At 48.3% G+C, this 17100-nt stretch carries 14 protein-coding genes, 1 tRNA gene and 1 pseudogene; 9 read left to right on the top strand and 7 right to left on the bottom strand.

What is annotated here, in order from left to right; all coding sequences use genetic code 11:
• Positions 1-205 precede the first annotated feature (205 nt).
• Positions 206-1534, top strand: a complete 1329-nt coding sequence (locus AC5I6P_RS07855; RefSeq protein ID WP_495693197.1) for a histidine phosphatase family protein — start codon at positions 206-208, stop codon at positions 1532-1534.
• An 11-nt stretch (positions 1535-1545) separates the two neighbouring features.
• A complete protein-coding gene (locus tag AC5I6P_RS07850) occupies positions 1546-2835 on the top strand; it encodes a dihydroorotase (RefSeq protein WP_495693196.1) in 1290 nt (429 codons plus the stop codon).
• 76 nt (positions 2836-2911) lie between these two features.
• Here the strand turns inward: AC5I6P_RS07850 and lepB are convergent, their stop codons facing one another.
• Complete coding sequence (gene lepB / locus AC5I6P_RS07845; protein WP_495693195.1) at positions 2912-3505, bottom strand: signal peptidase I; 594 nt, start codon at positions 3503-3505, stop codon at positions 2912-2914.
• Between the two features lie 448 nt (positions 3506-3953).
• Here lepB and AC5I6P_RS07840 point away from each other — a divergent pair, with 448 nt between their 5' ends.
• Positions 3954-4541, top strand: coding sequence for an amidohydrolase family protein (locus tag AC5I6P_RS07840; protein ID WP_495693194.1), 588 nt, complete (start codon positions 3954-3956; stop codon positions 4539-4541).
• A gap of 18 nt (positions 4542-4559) precedes the next feature.
• Positions 4560-4991 carry an amidohydrolase family protein gene (locus tag AC5I6P_RS07835; protein ID WP_495693193.1) on the top strand — a complete coding sequence of 144 codons (432 nt, stop codon included), beginning with the start codon at positions 4560-4562 and terminating at the stop codon, positions 4989-4991.
• Positions 4992-5044: 53 nt separating this feature from the next.
• Here AC5I6P_RS07835 and AC5I6P_RS07830 read toward each other — a convergent pair.
• The 4 genes from AC5I6P_RS07830 to AC5I6P_RS07815 form a co-directional block, all read right to left on the bottom strand.
• Positions 5045-5117 (bottom strand) — tRNA-Arg (locus AC5I6P_RS07830).
• A gap of 95 nt (positions 5118-5212) precedes the next feature.
• Complete coding sequence (locus AC5I6P_RS07825) at positions 5213-6964, bottom strand: ribonuclease J (RefSeq protein WP_495693192.1); 1752 nt, start codon at positions 6962-6964, stop codon at positions 5213-5215.
• A gap of 168 nt (positions 6965-7132) precedes the next feature.
• Positions 7133-8029 carry a 4-hydroxy-tetrahydrodipicolinate synthase gene (gene dapA, locus AC5I6P_RS07820; protein ID WP_495693191.1) on the bottom strand — a complete coding sequence of 299 codons (897 nt, stop codon included), beginning with the start codon at positions 8027-8029 and terminating at the stop codon, positions 7133-7135.
• Positions 8030-8061: 32 nt separating this feature from the next.
• Positions 8062-9102, bottom strand: a complete 1041-nt coding sequence (locus tag AC5I6P_RS07815; protein ID WP_495693190.1) for an aspartate-semialdehyde dehydrogenase — start codon at positions 9100-9102, stop codon at positions 8062-8064.
• A 551-nt stretch (positions 9103-9653) separates the two neighbouring features.
• Between AC5I6P_RS07815 and tig the strand changes: the two genes are divergently transcribed.
• The 4 genes from tig to AC5I6P_RS07795 all read left to right on the top strand — a co-directional run bounded on the left by tig (position 9654) and on the right by AC5I6P_RS07795 (position 14237).
• Complete coding sequence (tig, locus tag AC5I6P_RS07810) at positions 9654-11087, top strand: trigger factor (RefSeq protein ID WP_495693189.1); 1434 nt, start codon at positions 9654-9656, stop codon at positions 11085-11087.
• Between the two features lie 151 nt (positions 11088-11238).
• A complete protein-coding gene (clpP, locus tag AC5I6P_RS07805; RefSeq protein ID WP_495693188.1) occupies positions 11239-11931 on the top strand; it encodes an ATP-dependent Clp endopeptidase proteolytic subunit ClpP in 693 nt (230 codons plus the stop codon).
• Between the two features lie 9 nt (positions 11932-11940).
• Positions 11941-13281: an ATP-dependent protease ATP-binding subunit ClpX gene (clpX, locus tag AC5I6P_RS07800; protein ID WP_495693187.1), complete on the top strand. Its 1341-nt coding sequence runs from the start codon at positions 11941-11943 to the stop codon at positions 13279-13281.
• Between the two features lie 68 nt (positions 13282-13349).
• Positions 13350-14237 carry an alpha/beta fold hydrolase gene (locus AC5I6P_RS07795; RefSeq protein ID WP_495693186.1) on the top strand — a complete coding sequence of 296 codons (888 nt, stop codon included), beginning with the start codon at positions 13350-13352 and terminating at the stop codon, positions 14235-14237.
• Here AC5I6P_RS07795 and cofG read toward each other — a convergent pair.
• Both cofG and AC5I6P_RS07785 read right to left on the bottom strand, forming a co-directional pair.
• Positions 14189-15184: a 7,8-didemethyl-8-hydroxy-5-deazariboflavin synthase subunit CofG gene (cofG, locus tag AC5I6P_RS07790; RefSeq protein WP_495693185.1), complete on the bottom strand. Its 996-nt coding sequence runs from the start codon at positions 15182-15184 to the stop codon at positions 14189-14191. The genes AC5I6P_RS07795 and cofG overlap by 49 nt on opposite strands.
• 151 nt (positions 15185-15335) lie before the next feature.
• On the bottom strand, positions 15336-16085 hold the full coding sequence (locus tag AC5I6P_RS07785) for a helix-turn-helix transcriptional regulator (RefSeq protein ID WP_495693184.1): 750 nt from the start codon (positions 16083-16085) through the stop codon (positions 15336-15338).
• A gap of 537 nt (positions 16086-16622) precedes the next feature.
• Here AC5I6P_RS07785 and AC5I6P_RS07780 point away from each other — a divergent pair.
• A pseudogene (locus AC5I6P_RS07780) lies at positions 16623-17100 on the top strand (hypothetical protein); the annotation flags it as partial.

Below are 17100 nucleotides of genomic sequence, written 5' to 3'. Positions count from 1 at the left end.
AATTTATCCCGCCCTCACCCTAGCCCTCTCCTCGTAGGAGAGGGAACAAGAGTTGGCTCTCCTCTCCTGCGGGAGAGGGACTGGAGGTGAGGGCATCCCCTCTAATAACCCAAGCCGCCTCTACCCAAATCACAAATTGTGAACTACAAATTACGGTAAGATTATCCTGACTTGTGCCCCACTTCAGTAAAAGGGAGGAACCCGTTTGACTACTCGCGTTATTCTGGTGCGCCACGGAGAGAGCAGCTACAACGCAGAACGGAGAGTTCAGGGGCATTGTGACTTGTCAACACTGACAGACAAAGGCGAAGCAATGGCGGCTCAGGTTGCCACTGCCCTGCAAGACTTAACGTTTGATGCCATCTATAGCAGTCCGCTGCAACGGGCAAAACGAACCGCAGACATTATCGTGTCCGGCTTACCCAATCCGCCTGCCCTGCAAACCACAGACGACCTCAAAGAAATCAGCTTACCCTTGTGGGAAGGATTGCCTTTTACAGAAGTCGAATCAAAATATCCAGATGAGTTTCGCGATTGGAAAGACCAGCCCCACAAGCTGAAGATGACTCTACCGGATGGCAGTGACTTCTTTCCAATTCCGGCACTATTTGAGCAAGCCCGCCGATTTTGGCAAACGCTTCTGGCAAACCATGCAGGACAGACCGTGCTAGTCGTAGCGCATAGCGGCATTAACCGGGCGTTGATTTACAGCGCGATCGCGCTCCCACCCGAGTCCTATCAGCGCTTTCAAATCTCCAACTGTGGCATCAGCATCCTAAACTTTTCCGGCGAGTTAGGGCAATCTGTCCAGATTGAATCTCTCAATATCACTTCTCATCTAGGTGAACCCCTTCCCAACCTCAGACCCAAGCATCAAGGTCCTAGGCTCCTCTTAGTCCGTCACGGTGAAACCGAGTGGAACCGCAACGGACAATTTCAGGGGCAAATTGATGTGCCGCTGAACGACAACGGACGCCGCCAAGCTGCTCAAGCAGGCGAATTCCTCAAATCAGTTCAGATTGACTTCGCCGTGACTAGCTCGATGCTACGTCCAAAAGAAACGGCTGAGATCATTCTCAAACACCATCCCGACGTGCAGCTTGATACCCGCGACGACCTCCGCGAGATCAGCCACGGACTGTGGGAAGGCAAGTTTGAAGCCGAAATTGAACAGAGTTATCCAGGCTTACTGCATCAGTGGCAGCTTCATCCTGAGACCGTACAAATGCCAGAAGGTGAGAACCTAGAGCAGGTTTGGGAACGCGCGATCGCGGGTTGGAACGCGATTGTCCAATCCTACTCCGGTCAAAACTGCACTGTTTTAGTGGTTGCTCACGATGCGATCAACAAAGCCATTCTCTGCTACATTGCCGGACTGGGAGCCGAATCCTTCTGGAACTTCAAGCAAGGCAACGGAGCCGTTAGCGTCATCGACTATCCCAACGGTGCAGACAGCACACCAATGCTGATGGCGATGAATATTACCACGCATCTAGGTGGCGTCTTAGACAAAACTGCTGCCGGAGCGCTTTAATCATTAGGGTTATGGTGTCTCTTCTTCAACAAGTCCGACTCCTCGATCCGGTCGCTAACACGGATCAAATTGTCGATGTTTTAATCCAGGATGGAGTGATTCAAGCGATCGAGTCCCATCTCTCTGACATTCCCGCAGATGCTCAGGTGCAACCCTGTGATGGGCTAATCTTAGCGCCGGGATTAGTCGATCTCTATAGCCATAGCGGAGAGCCAGGATTTGAAGATCGCGAGACATTGGATTCGCTGATGCAGGCTGCGATCGCGGGTGGCTTCACTCGTCTGAACATTCTCCCGAATACCCATCCTGCGATCGACAATCCAACAACTGTTGCCTGGATTACCCGTAAAACTCAGTCCATTCCTCAACGTCCGCTCCCCCATCTCAGTTGTTGGGCAGCCCTGACGACCAATACTGAAGGGCAGCACATGACCGAACTGCTCGAACTTGCCCAAGCCGACATCACAGGCTTTACCGACGGCAAACCCATCACGAATCTAACGCTGCTTCGACGGCTTTTAGAATACGCTCAGCCCCTTAACACCGCGATCGCGCTGTGGGCCTCTGATCCCGGACTTGCAGGGACAGGAATCATCCGCGAGGGCGTCAACTCCATGCGCTTTGGCTTATCGGGCATTCCTGTCATGGCCGAAACCGCTTCCCTTGCAGCCATTTTGGAATGTGTCGCAGAAATCGGAACGCCCGTTCACCTGATGCGAATTTCCACCGCCCGCAGCGTCGAACTGATTCGCCTTGCCAAATCTCGCGGCGTTCCCATCACAGCCAGCACAACCTGGCTGCACTTGCTGTTAGACACAAAAGCTCTTGCGAGTTACGATCCCAACCTCCGCCTTGATCCACCCCTCGGCAACCCAGAGGATCGAGCCGCGATCGCGCAAGCCGTTAAAGAGGGCGTGATTGATGCGATCGCGGTTGATCACACGCCTTACACCTACGAAGAGAAAACCGTCTCCTTCGGTGAAGCACCCCCCGGTGCACTTGGCTTAGAACTCGCACTGCCCTTACTCTGGCAAGCCTTTGTTGCGACTGAGCAATGGTCTGCTTTGGAGTTGTGGCGTGCGCTCAGTTCTCGCCCTGCCGAATGCCTGGGGCAAAATCCAATAGCAATAGAGGCAATGCCCAACGCAAAAGGAGCCTCGTCTAAGGCTCCTTCTGAATTCGTCTTATTTGATCCCAATCAAACCTGGAACGCCACTCCTCAGTCGCTCCTGTCTCGCTCAAACAATACCTTCTGGCTCAACAAACCTCTCACTGGAAAAGTTTTACAAGTCTGGGTCTGAGCTGTTTGTTGTAAAGTGCGTTAAGGGAGCGATCCTTCCGAGCTTTTTAAGGAGAATCGTAGATGGGGTAGAACGTTTAATATTTAGGTTTTGGCACAATTTCCCCAATTCGATCGGGGGGCCAAAACCGCACGACGGCCCGACCAATAATTTTCTCACGCGGGACAAATCCCCAGTAATGGCTGTCGTAGCTATTGTTCCGGTTGTCTCCCAACACCAAGTAAGAATTCTCTGGAACCACAGCAGGACTCCACTGATACTGCGGAGCTTCGTCCTTGCCGATGTAGTCTTCCCGCAACGGCTGATTGTTCACATAAACGCGCCCGCCCTTGACCTCAACCTTGTCACCCGGCAGCCCAATCACCCGTTTGATAAACGCATCGTGGAAATTTTGTTTTTCTAACGTGGCGGTCGGCGAAAACACAACCACATCGCCACGCTGAGGATTACTAAAGCGGTAGCCAAGCTTATCAACAATCAACCGATCGTTGATTTGCAACGTCGGCAGCATCGAACCAGAAGGAATATAGCGAGCCTCCGCCACAAATTGACGAATGCCGATCGCTAACACTGCACTCAGTCCAATGGTTTTAAGCCCTTCTATCCAAGGATTCTCATTTTTGGTCGATGAGGACTTGCTATTCGGTGCTGGGTTTTCTACACGAGCCATAAGGTATCAATGAAAAATAGGGATTGCTAAGCGTCACGCCTATCTAGTTTAATCTACAGGCGAGTTTATCAACATTCAGTATGTAACGGCGATTTGTAGAAGTCGTTTCAGGTAGCGTCTCTGTAGTCTAAACTGAATAACCCTCGATCGCGCATTTTCATTATGTCTGTGTCATCTCTTCTCATTCAACACGCACAGATTTTACTTCTATCTGAAGAATATATTCTAGGGGATGTTGAGGTTCAGGCAGGCAAGATCATTCGAGTTGGCGACGGCTTATCAGAGTCAAGTAAGTGAAACTACTGTTATTGACGCAACAGGCTTAACTTTGTTGCGGGTGTAGATTGATCCGCAAGTCCACCTTCAAGAACCAGGACTCGAACATAAGGAAGACTTGTTTACGGCAAGTTGTGCCCGTCTGTGAGGCGGAGTGACATCATTTTTAGAAATGCTTAACACTCACCCGCTTACCACCCCTCAAGCCGCATTGGACGATAAGCTTAACCGAGCCTGGCAAAAGTGTTTAGCAAATTACGGCTTCTTTATCGGCGCAATGCCAGAGAATTTGCCCGATCTGACCAGTGCAAATCCCACACCTGGCATCAAAATCTTTATGGGATCAATGCACGGCAACTTACTAGTCAATGAAGAATCAGCATTAGATCCCTTTTTTGCCAACGGCGATCGCTTGATCGCCGTTCACGCCGAAGACCAAAATCGCATCCGCGATCGCCGCGCCCAGTTTGCTGGAAGCACTGATCCCGCCATTCATTCTCAAATTCAAGACAATCAAGCCGCTCTCAATGCCACCCAGTTAGCTCTAAAGCTCTCCAAGAAGTACGGGCGACGGCTGCACATTCTGCACATGTCTACTGCCGAAGAAACAGATCTGCTGCGTCACGAGAAGCCGGCTTGGATGACAGCAGAGGTTACACCCCAACACCTCCTGCTCAATATCAACGACTACGAAAAACTCGGTTCGCTGTTGCAGATGAACCCGTCCATACGATCGCCTCATGACAACGAGGTTCTCTAGCAAGCGCTCCTCAATAGCGTGATCGATTCCATCGCCACCAATCACACTCCTCACACCTTAGAAGAAAAATCCCAAGCCTACCCAAGTACTCCATCTGGAATGCCTGGAGTTGAGACATCGCTAGCATTGATGCTGACCCAAGCTAAAGCAGAACGCTGCTCCGTTGCTCAAGTGGCAAAGTGGATGTCAACGGCAGTTGCCAAAGCGTATCAAATCCTTAACAAGGGCTTAATCGAACCAGGCTACGATGCTGATTTGGTATTAGTTGATTTAGAACACTACCATCCCGTACTCCGTGAGGAAGTCGTCACAAAGTGCGGTTGGAGTCCATTTGAAGGTTGGAACTTAACCGGATGGGCACAGGTGACGATCGTTGGTGGACAAGTGGCCTACGATCGCGGCCCTCTCAACACAGCCGTCCAAGGTCAAGCCCTCCGGTTCGGCTCATAAGACCCTTAACGCTAAAAAGTTCTGAAACACGTATGCTTCAGAACTTTTTTTAACGAGCATGGAGGGATTCGAACCCCCGACCCTTAGAACCGGAATCTAATGCTCTATCCACTGAGCTACATGCCCTCACGCTGCAAAGTATAGCAGGTTTTAGAGAAATGAGGGGAAGGGATGAAAGAGGAATTGCCGTCCTACTTCAACTTTCATCCCTCATCCCGTGTTTATGATGCCACTTTAGCCGGGGTACGCTGTCGAGCCGCGCTCTTAACGGCAGTTGGTTCAGGGGTTTGCAGCAAGAAGACCAAGAGCGGATTACTTTGTAACTCTCGGCGCAAGAGGCGCTGCAATTCACGCTCGATTTGAACGTTCAGCCCTGGCCAATCGACTTCAAGCTTTTTATCCAGCGTGCGGGCAAATTCCGACCAGCGATCGCGTAGTACAATCTCAATCGATTCCTGAACTTTAGCTCGTAACTGATCTCGATTGATCGACGAAACTACACCGCGCAAGTGAACTTCAGGCTTAGCAAACAGACGACCTTCTATATTCACAGAAGCCGCGATCGTGACGATGCCATCTCCTGCTAACTGCTGGCGTTCTTTCAACACGCGCTGATCGACCATACCCGAACGAGACGTATCGACTAATTCAATCCCCGCCGGAACCTTCTCGCCCTTACGAATGGAATCTTTGGTCAGCTCCACAACATCGCCGTTATCAATGATCACCATGTTATCAGCGGGAATTCCCATACTCTGAGCGGTTTGGGAGTGTTTGATCAGCATCCGATGCTCACCATGCACTGGCAAGAAAAACTTCGGTCGGGTCAAGTTGATCATGAGTTTTTGATCTTCTTGGCAGCCATGTCCCGAAACGTGAATCCCTTGTTCACGTCCGTAAATTACTTTTGCGCCCAACATCATCAGCCGATCAATGGTATTGACCACTGAGATCGTATTGCCAGGAATCGGATTCGCTGAGAAAACGACAGTATCACCTTCACGGATCTTGACTTGACGATGGTCACCCCTAGAGATCCGGGTCATGGCAGACATCGGCTCGCCCTGCGAGCCGGTCGTCAGGATCAAAACATTCTCATCAGGAACCTTGTGAATGGTGTGCAACGGTTGAAGCAAGTCGTCTCTGCACTTGATATAGCCAAGCGTACGAGCGTGAGCAATCACATTCAGCATTGAGCGTCCCAAAACCGAGACGACGCGACCATGCTTCTCAGCAAGTTCCAGAATCATATTGATTCGGTGAACCGAAGATGCAAACGTCGTGACTAACAATCGTCCTTTCGCTTGGCTAAAGACGCGATCGAGATTTGGAAAGACCGATCGCTCAGATGGAGTAAAGCCAGGAATCTCGGAGTTGGTCGAATCACTAATCAGGCAGTGAACGCCTTTCTCGCCGTACTCTGCCAAGCGCTGAATATCGAACATCTCACCATCAACAGGAGTATGGTCAAACTTAAAGTCGCCCGTGTGAATGACAACACCGACTGGGGTGTGAATCGCGACTGAGAAACTATCAGCGATCGAGTGGGTGTTGCGAATAAATTCGACGAAGAAATGCTTACCGAATCGAACAATATCACGAGGACTGACGGTTCGTAGTTCAGTGCGATCGCTAACGCCCGCTTCTTCTAGCTTGCCTTCAAGCAAGGCCAGCGCCAATTTCGGGCCATACATCACCGGAATGTCTAGCTGTTTCAGATGGAATGCAATGCCGCCGATATGATCTTCATGCCCGTGGGTGATAATCATCCCCTTGATCTTGTGGCGATTCTCCCGCAAATAAGTCATGTCGGGCAGAACAATGTTCACTCCATGCATCCCATCAGTAGGGAATGCAAGCCCAGCATCCAGCAATACGATTTCGTCATCGTACTCAAATACGCAGGTATTCTTTCCAATCTCATGCAGTCCACCAAGTGGAATAATTCTGAGCGTTTCGTTGTCTTTTGTCATAGGTTTCCTTGAACGGAGATTTAGAGAATGGGTTTGAGTCATATGTAGCAGTCAAAAAACTTTGATTGTAGAGAATAAGACGTGGCTACTCACACATGCATCTGAGTGGGTGAGTCTAAGCCACAGAAATCGCTATTTGATTGTTAAAGCTTTTACTTGTCAAAACTTTTACACGGATGCATTCTTGAGCAAATCAAGTTCGTTCATGACCTGAGCAAGATGAGCACACATATCCTCATCGGCAGCACACAGGGGTGGACGTAAGGAACCGACATTCCAGCCCTGTAGATTCAGAGCAGCTTTAACAAGAATTGGATTAGTAGCCACAAATAGCGCTTTAAATAAAGGAAATAGCTTGAGATGAAGTTGAATAGCGACTTGATTTTGCCCCGCTTCAAAGGCTTGAATCATATTTTGAAGCTGACTTCCAACGAGATGACTAGCAACACTAACAACGCCTTTTGAACCGACTGACAACATCGGCAAAGTAAGTGAATCGTCCCCTGAGTAAATTTCAAAGTCTGGAGGAGTCAATTGCCGCACCTGACTCACTTGATCCAAATTACCGCTGGCTTCTTTAATGGCAGTAATGTTGGGAATCTCAGCAAGACGCGCTACTGTCTCTGGCAGAAGATTCTGACCTGTACGCCCTGGAATGTTGTAGAGCATAAGTGGCAGATTAGGGGCAGCTTGTGCGATCGCACTGAAATGCTGGTACAACCCTGACTGGGGCGGCTTGTTGTAGTAAGGCACAACCTGAAGCGTTCCATCTATGCCTATTGTATCGGCTTTTTGAGTCGCTGCGATCGCTTCTTTGGTTGAGTTTGATCCCGCCCCTGCCATGACTTTCGCTTTCCCAGCCACAGCTTGCTTCACGACCTGAAACAACTCAAATTCTTCGTCCCAAGAAAGCGTTGGAGATTCACCTGTCGTTCCGCAGAGTACGAGAGTATCTGTTCCCGTTTCAACAAGATGAACAGCTAGTTTTTCTGCGACAGCATAATTTACGCTGCCATCCGCCTCAAAAGGCGTGATCATTGCGGTCAGAACCCGTCCAAAATCCATAAATGCTTTGTAGTGCGTAAGTCGTAGTTAGACTAGCCGTTGGTAGCTAATGCAGGTTTGAGTAGATTCTTACGGATCAAGAGTTCAGCAATCTGAACGGCGTTCAGAGCTGCTCCTTTACGAATCTGGTCGCCACAGAGCCACAACTCAAGCCCGTTAGGATTGGAGAGATCTTGGCGAATTCGCCCAACTAAGACTTCATCCTTGCCGCTTGCATCAATCGGCATTGGAAAATAATTCTTCTGCCAATCTTCGACCAACTTAACGCCCGGAGCCTGACTCAAAATTTCTCTAGCTTGCTGAACGCTAAATGGACGAGCAAACTCTAGGTTAATCGATTCTGAGTGTGCCCGTAAGACGGGAACCCGTACACACGTTGCCGTAATTCTTAAATTCTCTGTACCAAAGATCTTTCGGGTCTCGTTCACCATTTTCAGTTCTTCTTCACAATATCCAAGCTCATTGAGTGGAGAGTTGTGAGGAAAAAGATTGAACGCTAAAGGATAAGGAAAGACTTCGGGTCTTGGCTCCTTGCCCTGCAAGATGTCGAGCGACTGGGTTTTGACTTCCTCCATTGCTCGTGCGCCTGCGCCGCTTGCCGATTGATAGGTCGAAGCAACAATCCGCTGGATTGGCTGAACCTGGTGGAGCGGATACACAGCAACCGCCATCAAAATCGTAGTGCAGTTTGGGTTTGCAATTAGCCCACGATGGTTTGCTGCCGCATCAGGATTGACTTCTGGCACAACAAGCGGCACAGATGGATCCATCCGAAAGGCGCTGGAGTTGTCAATCATGACGGCCCCGGCTGCGATCGCGGTATCTGCCCAAGCTTTCGAGATCGATCCGCCTGCCGACGCCAGCACAATATCAACATCCTTAAAGGAAGACGCCTGAACCGCTTCAACGGTTAGCATGTCCCCGCGAAATGGAAGAGTGCTACCCGCAGAGCGAGGAGAAGCTAATAGCTTTAAGTCAGCAAGAGGAAAATTGCGACTATCTAAGAGCTCCAGCAGCTCAGTTCCGACAGCACCTGTAGCCCCTAAAATGGCAACTCGATATGATTGACCCAAAATTCACGTCCTCCCCAACCTAAGCGAAATTTAATTTTAAGAATAGAAACCGTGGAATAAATAAACTAGCGTCCAATAGTGTTTTGATATTTACAGAAAATATAATTTTGATTACTTAATTGTTTATTGATTACATTAAATTTTATTTAATCCAATCCAAATATATCGATTAACTGTTGAATTTAATGTTCTGATTAATGACTCCAATTGCTTCAGAGTCCAATAATATATGAGTGTTCTGAAATCTGGGTGCGGTTTGTTCTGGTCGCACTTTTCAGAGACTATCGCGAGTCATAGATCAAATTCAAGCGTTTGTTCCAATACTTACACCAACTTTTCACTTATCACCAACTTTTCTGAAGCCTATCATCAGTATTCCCCCATTTGGGTTGATATGACAAGAAAGTTTCTGATGTTCTCTAATACAGACTCGTTGGTCTGCTGAATTCTTAAGATTTTGAATCGAAGGAATGACTCAATCGGTCACTAGGATCGGTTAGTATAGCTTACTGCATTTGCAATATTTGAAACTGTTTGCGACTCATACGCCGATGAAAGTTACCCAGGAAAAGCTCCCCGCCAGTCAAATTGGACTGGAGATCGAAATTACGCCAGAGATGTCGAAACAGACCTACGAGCGAGTCGTCCAAGATTTTACTCGCTCGTTGAATATTCCTGGGTTCCGTAAAGGAAAAGTCCCGCGTCAAGTCATTATCCAGCGCTTTGGCATGACCCGCATCAAAGCATCTGTAGTTGAAGAACTAGTGGATGCAGCGCTGAAAGAAGCTTTGAAGCAAGAAAAAATTGACGCGATCGGGAATTTTCAACTGAAATCTCAGTTTGATGAATTAGTCGAAAAATTTAGTCCTGACAGTGCTTTAACGTTCTCGGCGTCAGTAGACGTTCAACCTGAAGTAGACCTCAAGCAGTACAAAGATTTCACTTTGCAAGCCGAAGAGGTAAAGCCAGATCCTACACGAGTAGACACAACGATCGAAGGCTACCGCAAACAGATGGCGACGCTGATTCCCGTTGAAGATCGTCCGGCTCAGAAGGGCGATACAACCGTGGTTGACTACAAAGGGCGCTATCTGCCTGCGGGCGAAGATGCTGAGGAGCAGGACGTCCCAGGCGGCGAAGCAACAGATTTTCAGCTTGAACTCGAAGACGGCCGCTTTATTGAAGGCTTTATCGATGGCATCATTGGCATGAAGCCGGGAGAATCAAAAGAAATTTCGGTGACTTTCCCTGAAGATTATCCTCAAGAAGATCTGGCGGGTCGTCCTGCTACCTTTGCTATGACGCTGAAAGAGCTGAAGGAGAAAGAGCTTCCTGAGGTAGATGATGACTTTGCAGAGGATGTAAGCGGTGGAGATTTCAAAACGATCGCAGAACTGCGTGAATCGTTAGAAAAACGCTACGCCGATGAAGCCGAACAACAAACCAAATCCAACAAGGAGCAAGCCTTGCTGGATGAACTGCTGGGTCAGGTTGAAGTTGATTTACCTGAAACCTTGATTGAGCGCGAAGTTGAATACATGATTACCCAAACTGCAATGCAATTACAGCAGCAGGGGATCGATATCAAACAATTGCTGAATCAAGATACGATTCCAATGCTAAAGGAGCGATCGCGCCCTGACGCAATTGAGCGCATCAAGCGGACCTTAGCGCTTGGTGAAGTCGCCAAACGAGAAGACTTGAAAGTTGAAGATGCCGAACTGAATGAGCGAGTTCGAGAAGTTTTGACAGAACTGAGCGATCGCGACGTTGATCCCGAACGGCTGCGCAGTGCTGTTGCAGAAGATCTGTTGAAAGAAAAGATCATGACTTGGCTTGAAGAGCACTCCACCATCGAGCTTGTTCCGGAAGGAACGCTCAAGAAAGATGAACCGGATGAGGTAGAAGCTGAGGAACTGGACGCGACTGACGCGATCGTGGATGTTGACGTAGTTGAAGATACCCAAGCTGAAGACGCTCAATAGAAACTCAACTTGAGGGGTGGGTAGTCGCATCAGCTTCACCCCCCTCAAACTCTTTTAACCGATCCCAACAACTCCAAATGAGTTGAGGCATAATGAGGGCAGAACGCGCAAAGTAACTCCGGTCTATCGTGTCCGAATAAAGACTCCGCTTATGGTTTACTCTCAGTCCAACTCCAATTTTGTCTACGGCTTAAGTGATTTCGATGTCGTTTCCGCTGCTCCTAATGCCGTCGTTCCGATGGTAGTTGAGCAATCTGGACGCGGAGAACGGGCATTCGACATTTACTCTCGCCTCTTACGAGAGCGGATTATCTTTTTGGGAACCCAAGTTGATGACACGATCGCAGACTCAATCGTGGCGCAACTCTTGTTTCTAGAGTCCGAAGATCCTGAAAAAGATATTCAGCTGTACATCAATTCTCCAGGCGGCTCGGTTACAGCAGGAATGGCAATTTATGACACCATGCAGCAGGTAAACTGCGATGTCGTCACCATCTGTTTTGGCTTAGCTGCTAGTATGGGGGCATTTCTGCTCTCTGGCGGCGCTCAGGGTAAGCGGATGTCTCTGCCTAGTTCTCGAATTATGATTCACCAACCGCTAGGCGGTGCTCAAGGGCAAGCGGTGGACATTGAGATCCAAGCCAAAGAAATCCTCTATCATAAGCGCAAGCTCAACGAATTGTTAGCTCAGCATACCGGACAACCCCTGGAGCGGATTGAAGAGGATACGGAGCGAGACTTTTTTATGTCCGCTCAAGAAGCCAAAGACTATGGTTTGATCGATCAGGTGATTTCTCGACAGAATCTTCCCCAACCCGGAGAATCTGTTGTTGCAGCAAGATAAGAGGCAGATATGTCCAAGTACGACTCCCATCTGAAATGTTCCTTTTGTGGAAAATCTCAAGAGCAAGTCCGCAAGCTCATTGCAGGTCCAGGTGTTTACATCTGTGACGAATGCGTGGATTTGTGCAACGAGATCTTAGATGAGGAGTTGTTTGACTCTGGCGCTTCTCCGGAGCCTGTTCCTAAACGTGAGCAAGCTCCGGAGAAGCGTCGAGCCAAGTCGACTAATATCTCGCTCAATCAGATTCCGAAGCCGCGAGAGATTAAGAAGTATTTAGATGAACATGTCATTGGGCAAGATGAAGCAAAGAAAGTACTTTCGGTCGCTGTGTACAACCACTACAAGCGATTGAGCTTTCTGCAAGCGAACGGTAGTGACAAAAATTCTTCTGATGATCATGTTGAACTTCAGAAATCTAACATTTTGCTGATTGGTCCAACGGGGTGCGGTAAAACGCTTCTGGCTCAGACGCTTGCTGAAATTTTAGACGTTCCCTTTGCGGTTGCAGACGCTACAACGTTGACTGAAGCAGGTTACGTTGGTGAAGATGTTGAAAATATTTTGCTTCGCCTGCTGCAAGTTGCCGATTTAGATGTTGAAGAAGCCCAACGCGGCATCATTTATATTGACGAGATCGATAAAATTGCCCGTAAGAGTGAGAATCCTTCTATTACTCGTGATGTGTCTGGGGAGGGAGTTCAGCAAGCCCTTCTCAAAATGCTAGAGGGAACGGTTGCGAACGTTCCTCCTCAAGGCGGACGCAAGCATCCCTATCAAGACTGTATTCAAATTGATACCAGCAATATTTTATTTATTTGTGGTGGAGCCTTTGTTGGATTAGATAAAGCGGTCGAACAGCGCATGGGTAAGCGATCGATGGGATTTATTCAGCCTGGAGATGCCCAATCGCGCGAGAAGCGCATCGCCGATATTCTGCAACACATGGAACCCGATGATCTAGTGAAATTCGGTATGATTCCTGAATTCATTGGACGGATTCCGGTACAAGCTGTCATTAATCCGTTAGATGAAGACGCATTAGCCGAGATTTTGACTGAGCCGAAGAATGCGCTAGTGAAGCAATTCCAGAAGCTGATGAAGATGGATAACGTGCAGCTTGAGTTTAAGCAGGACGCCATTCGAGCGATCGCACAAGAAGCCTACCGCCGCAAAACTGGAGCGCGCGCCCTCCGCAGCATTATTGAAGAACTGATGTTAGACATTATGTATGAGTTGCCATCTCGTAAAGACGTAACGCGCTGTGCAATTACGCGCGAGATGGTTGAAAAGCGCTCGACTGCAGAACTGCTGCTCCATCCCTCTTCTCTGCCCAAACCGGAATCTGCATAAAGTTAGCTTTGAGCAGTGAGGCGTAGATGATACTTTAAATCTTAGACCTTGAAATCGAAGCGTTTAAGATGCCAAACATTGCAGTGAATGGGTACAGCCATTATTACAAATGGATTACCGCATCAGGTTTATCAGAACCATCTGGTAAACCTGTTTTAGTCTTTATTCATGGTTGGGGTGGTTCACTTCGCTATTGGGAGAGTACCGCGATCGCGCTATCGCCGCAGTTTGATTGCCTGCTGTATGACATGCGTGGCTTTGGTCGTTCTCGCCAGTCTGCCCCAGATCCTTCTACTCAATCTCCTGATCAATCTATAGAACCAGGTTATGAGCTAGAAACTTACGCTGAAGATTTGGCGGCTTTACTGGATGCATTAAAACTTCAGCGAGTTTATCTCAATGCCCATTCAACCGGATCCTCGATCGCCGTCTTCTTTCTAAATTTGTACCCTGAACGAGTCGAGAGAGCGATCTTGACCTGTAGCGGAATTTTTGAGTACGACAAAAAATCATTCGACGCTTTTCATAAATTTGGTGGGTATGTCGTTAAGTTCCGTCCGCGCTGGCTTTATGGGCTACCTTTTATGGATAAACTCTTTATGCAGCGTTTCTTGCACCGCCCGATTGCGCGAGAAATTGGTCAAGCGTTCTTAGAAGACTTTTTGATGGCCGATCAAGCTGCCGCGATCGGGACGATGATGACAGCCGTTAGCAAAAAGGCAGCAGAGGTTATGCCTCAAGAATTTAGTCAGCTCGCCGTGCCAACCTTGCTAATCTCAGGTGAACATGATGTCATCATCCCAGCTGAATTAGGACGACGAGCGGCGGTTCTGAATGAGAAGGTTAGACATGTGGTGATGCCTAATACCGCTCACTTTCCGATGCTGGAAGACCCAGAAACCTACCTTCAGCAGGTCAAGGAGTTTTTGGGGGTCTCGGCTCCCGCCAGCGTCTGAGTCAAAGCTCGCGCCGTTGCCGCTCTCAACTCTTGCGATAACCACTGATCATATTGAGGATAAACAGGCAGGCGCGGAACAAAATTCCAACCTGCCTGTTGAAGAATTTGTCCTAACTCGGTGATTTTAGGATGAGGATAGTCAGGATTTACTTCATCATGAGGGCTAATTCCGCCCAGATCTCTTGCTCCTGCTTCTAAACAAGCAATCAGCATTTCAGGAGTTGGAAGCAGATTAGGCGGAATCTGCAAACAAATAGACGTCGGCAAAATCTCATGCGCAGTCTTAATTACATCTAGTAACTGTTCGGGCTGAAACGCTGAGCTTCCCCAATCCTCATGTTGCCCTGGACTATAAGGTTGCAAAATAACTTCTTGAATATGTCCCCAGCGATCGTGCAATTGTGCGATCGCTTCTAGCGTATCTATGCGATCGCGCTCTGTTTCACCAATGCCTAGCAATAACCCAGTTGTGAAGGGAATTTGCAGTTCTCCTGCCCAAGCAAGCTGCTGCGATCGTACATCAGGCACTTTACTTGGAGCGTACCGATGCACCGTCTTTAGCAATGCAGGCGTCACCTGCTCTAGCATCAATCCCATTGACACATTCACAGATTTCAGCTTCTCCATCTCTGCAACGCTCAAAATTCCAGCGTTCGTGTGAGGTAGAAATCCAAGAGATAGGGAAAGCTCACACAGTTCAAAAATACGCTGAAACCAAGCTGTTCGTTGAGGACTATTAGGATGAACTTCACCACTGAGGATTAGAATTTCAACAACGCCTTGCCCTTGAAGCGTTTTCAGCGTTGCCTCTGCTTCGGTCAAGCTCATCCATGGACTCTTACCTGGATCAGCCCGAAAGTTGCAGTAGGTGCAGCGATTAAAACACTCGTAAGTCGGCACAAGCGTATACGCAGGACTATAAGTTACGGTTCGAGACGATACCATTCACTTTACGTTGAGTCACGACTCCCTTTAAAGAATCTAGGCTTTAAACTCAAAACTGTCGAATGGTTAAGCCTAGAGTTTTGAGGTTGTGGCAATTATTAGAAGCCATCATCTGTAGAAGAGCGAGGGTAACCTCTCGTAACTAGTTGATCTACCTGGAATGCCACACGTTTCGATCTCGTAACAGGCTTCTACGTTTGGCGTAGACATTTTTGATATGGGTCTTGACCGTGTTGAGGCTGATTTTCAACATATCGGAGATTTCCTGATAGGTATATTCCTGACGGAGCAAAAGCCAGATTTCAGCTTCTCGATCGGTCAAATCATACTTCTTCTGCTCCAACGCAAGTTCTTCTCTCAGCGCCATATAACAGTCTTCTAGCAGAACCAGAATATAGTTAGCAGGCGCTTCGTCGGCAGGATGAGCATCAAATGAAATCCAGCGCACTCGTAGTCGAATAAATTGCCTCGAATCACCCTGATATTCCACCACGAGTGGTTCTGAAGTGGTCATCTTCTCTCGGATTAGTCGATGGCAAGCCTCAGCGATCGCAGCTGGAAGACCTTCTCTCGGGCCTTGTAACTGTTGGCAAATCTCCTCTGCTTGGTGGTTCAAGTAGATGGGTTGAAGGCTTCGGGAGACAACAATGACGCCTTCTTGAATCGATTCGAGAAGAACTTTCCAAAGCAGGTCTGCACTAACGCGATTTTGTCCGCCCAAATCAGGAGCAGGACGCTCCTGCTTATTAGGAGAGTGATTCTCTATCGAGAATACAGGAGGGTTGCTAGACAGTTGCTTGCGGCTAGAGCAAGGCGATGAGGGCTTGCGAGACGGTTGGCTAAACCATGATTTGATGGAAAGTTGCAATTCGGGTGGCACAGAGATTAAGCGGGCTGTCATAACTCAGAGTCCTCAAGCACTGCGCCTATTGTGGTTGCCTTGCTTGTGAAAATACAACGAGTACCCTGAATTTCAGTCTACAGTGCTGAAGTAAGCTGAAGTAAGCTGAAACAACCTGAAGCTCTAGATAGTTACATTGTGAAAAGTAACATTGTGAAAAAAGGTTGACTGCGGAATAATGTTACACAGTTGTTTTGGCACTGACTTCAGCACTGAAACGCACTAAAAAGCGATTCCTTCTCAGGTCTAGCTTGTCAACCAATTTTCTAAATTAATGCAACCGTCCTTCATAGAGGCATAGCAATGCTACGCCCTTGTAGAAGCATTCATTGGTAACCATCATTTTTGGGAAGATATCAAAATTGCTAGCGGCTTTGACGCCAAATCAATTTTGGTGGTCAGTATTACTTGCTCAAGGCAACCATCACAGGTTTCTTCATGGCGAAGGTGAGATTTCAGGATTCTCGCCGATTGATTGACTAACCTGCTTCACCCAAACGGGTCGTTTTTCGTTGATTTGGTCTCCTTTGCTTAGCCATGACTCCAGAACGCCTAAATGAACTGTTTCCAATTGAACAACAGCGCAATTACATCAGAATGATGCAGGGGCGCGGCGGTCTAACGCGCCAGCGAGCAGAGTATTTTGTGAGGTTATGGGCGTATTTGTTGCTCAAGCAGCGCGAGGAACTGGATGGATGCTTACCGCGATCGCTCGATCAACTCTCTGCACCAGAGGGGTTAGTCGCCTGCACGCACCGCGAAGCGGCCGATGTGTTTTACAGCAATAAAGAGCGAGGCAGCGATCGTGCTGCTGGACTGATGATCGATCGGCTGGCAGCGCTTGGCTTACTGGACAAGCGTTACGATGGTCAGACACTTTCGCTACAGATACGATCGCTTCCAGAGCTAGAAATTCAACCAAGCAAAGAACCTATTCAGTTTCTTGCAGATAATTTTAATCCTCGTACAGATGCTATTTCCGTCGCAAATCTGTACGCCCGCAATTACGCTGAAC

The sequence above is a fragment of the Myxacorys sp. genome (genome assembly GCF_059501405.1).
Note: the sequence above shows the minus strand (reverse complement) of the source record. Positions and strands in the feature narration are given on the sequence as shown.

Excerpts from the sequence above, each read along its gene's own strand:
- AC5I6P_RS07795 (WP_495693186.1), top strand. The coding sequence starts at position 13,350 with ATGCCAAACATTGCAGTGAATGGGTACAGCCATTATTACAAATGGATT.
- lepB (WP_495693195.1), bottom strand. The coding sequence starts at position 3,505 with ATGGCTCGTGTAGAAAACCCAGCACCGAATAGCAAGTCCTCATCGACC.
- dapA (WP_495693191.1), bottom strand. The coding sequence starts at position 8,029 with ATGGATTTTGGACGGGTTCTGACCGCAATGATCACGCCTTTTGAGGCG.
- AC5I6P_RS07840 (WP_495693194.1), top strand. The coding sequence starts at position 3,954 with ATGCTTAACACTCACCCGCTTACCACCCCTCAAGCCGCATTGGACGAT.
- AC5I6P_RS07825 (WP_495693192.1), bottom strand. The coding sequence starts at position 6,964 with ATGACAAAAGACAACGAAACGCTCAGAATTATTCCACTTGGTGGACTG.
- clpP (WP_495693188.1), top strand. The coding sequence starts at position 11,239 with ATGGTTTACTCTCAGTCCAACTCCAATTTTGTCTACGGCTTAAGTGAT.
- tig (WP_495693189.1), top strand. The coding sequence starts at position 9,654 with ATGAAAGTTACCCAGGAAAAGCTCCCCGCCAGTCAAATTGGACTGGAG.
- AC5I6P_RS07850 (WP_495693196.1), top strand. The coding sequence starts at position 1,546 with ATGGTGTCTCTTCTTCAACAAGTCCGACTCCTCGATCCGGTCGCTAAC.
- clpX (WP_495693187.1), top strand. The coding sequence starts at position 11,941 with ATGTCCAAGTACGACTCCCATCTGAAATGTTCCTTTTGTGGAAAATCT.
- AC5I6P_RS07785 (WP_495693184.1), bottom strand. The coding sequence starts at position 16,085 with ATGACAGCCCGCTTAATCTCTGTGCCACCCGAATTGCAACTTTCCATC.
- cofG (WP_495693185.1), bottom strand. The coding sequence starts at position 15,184 with ATGGTATCGTCTCGAACCGTAACTTATAGTCCTGCGTATACGCTTGTG.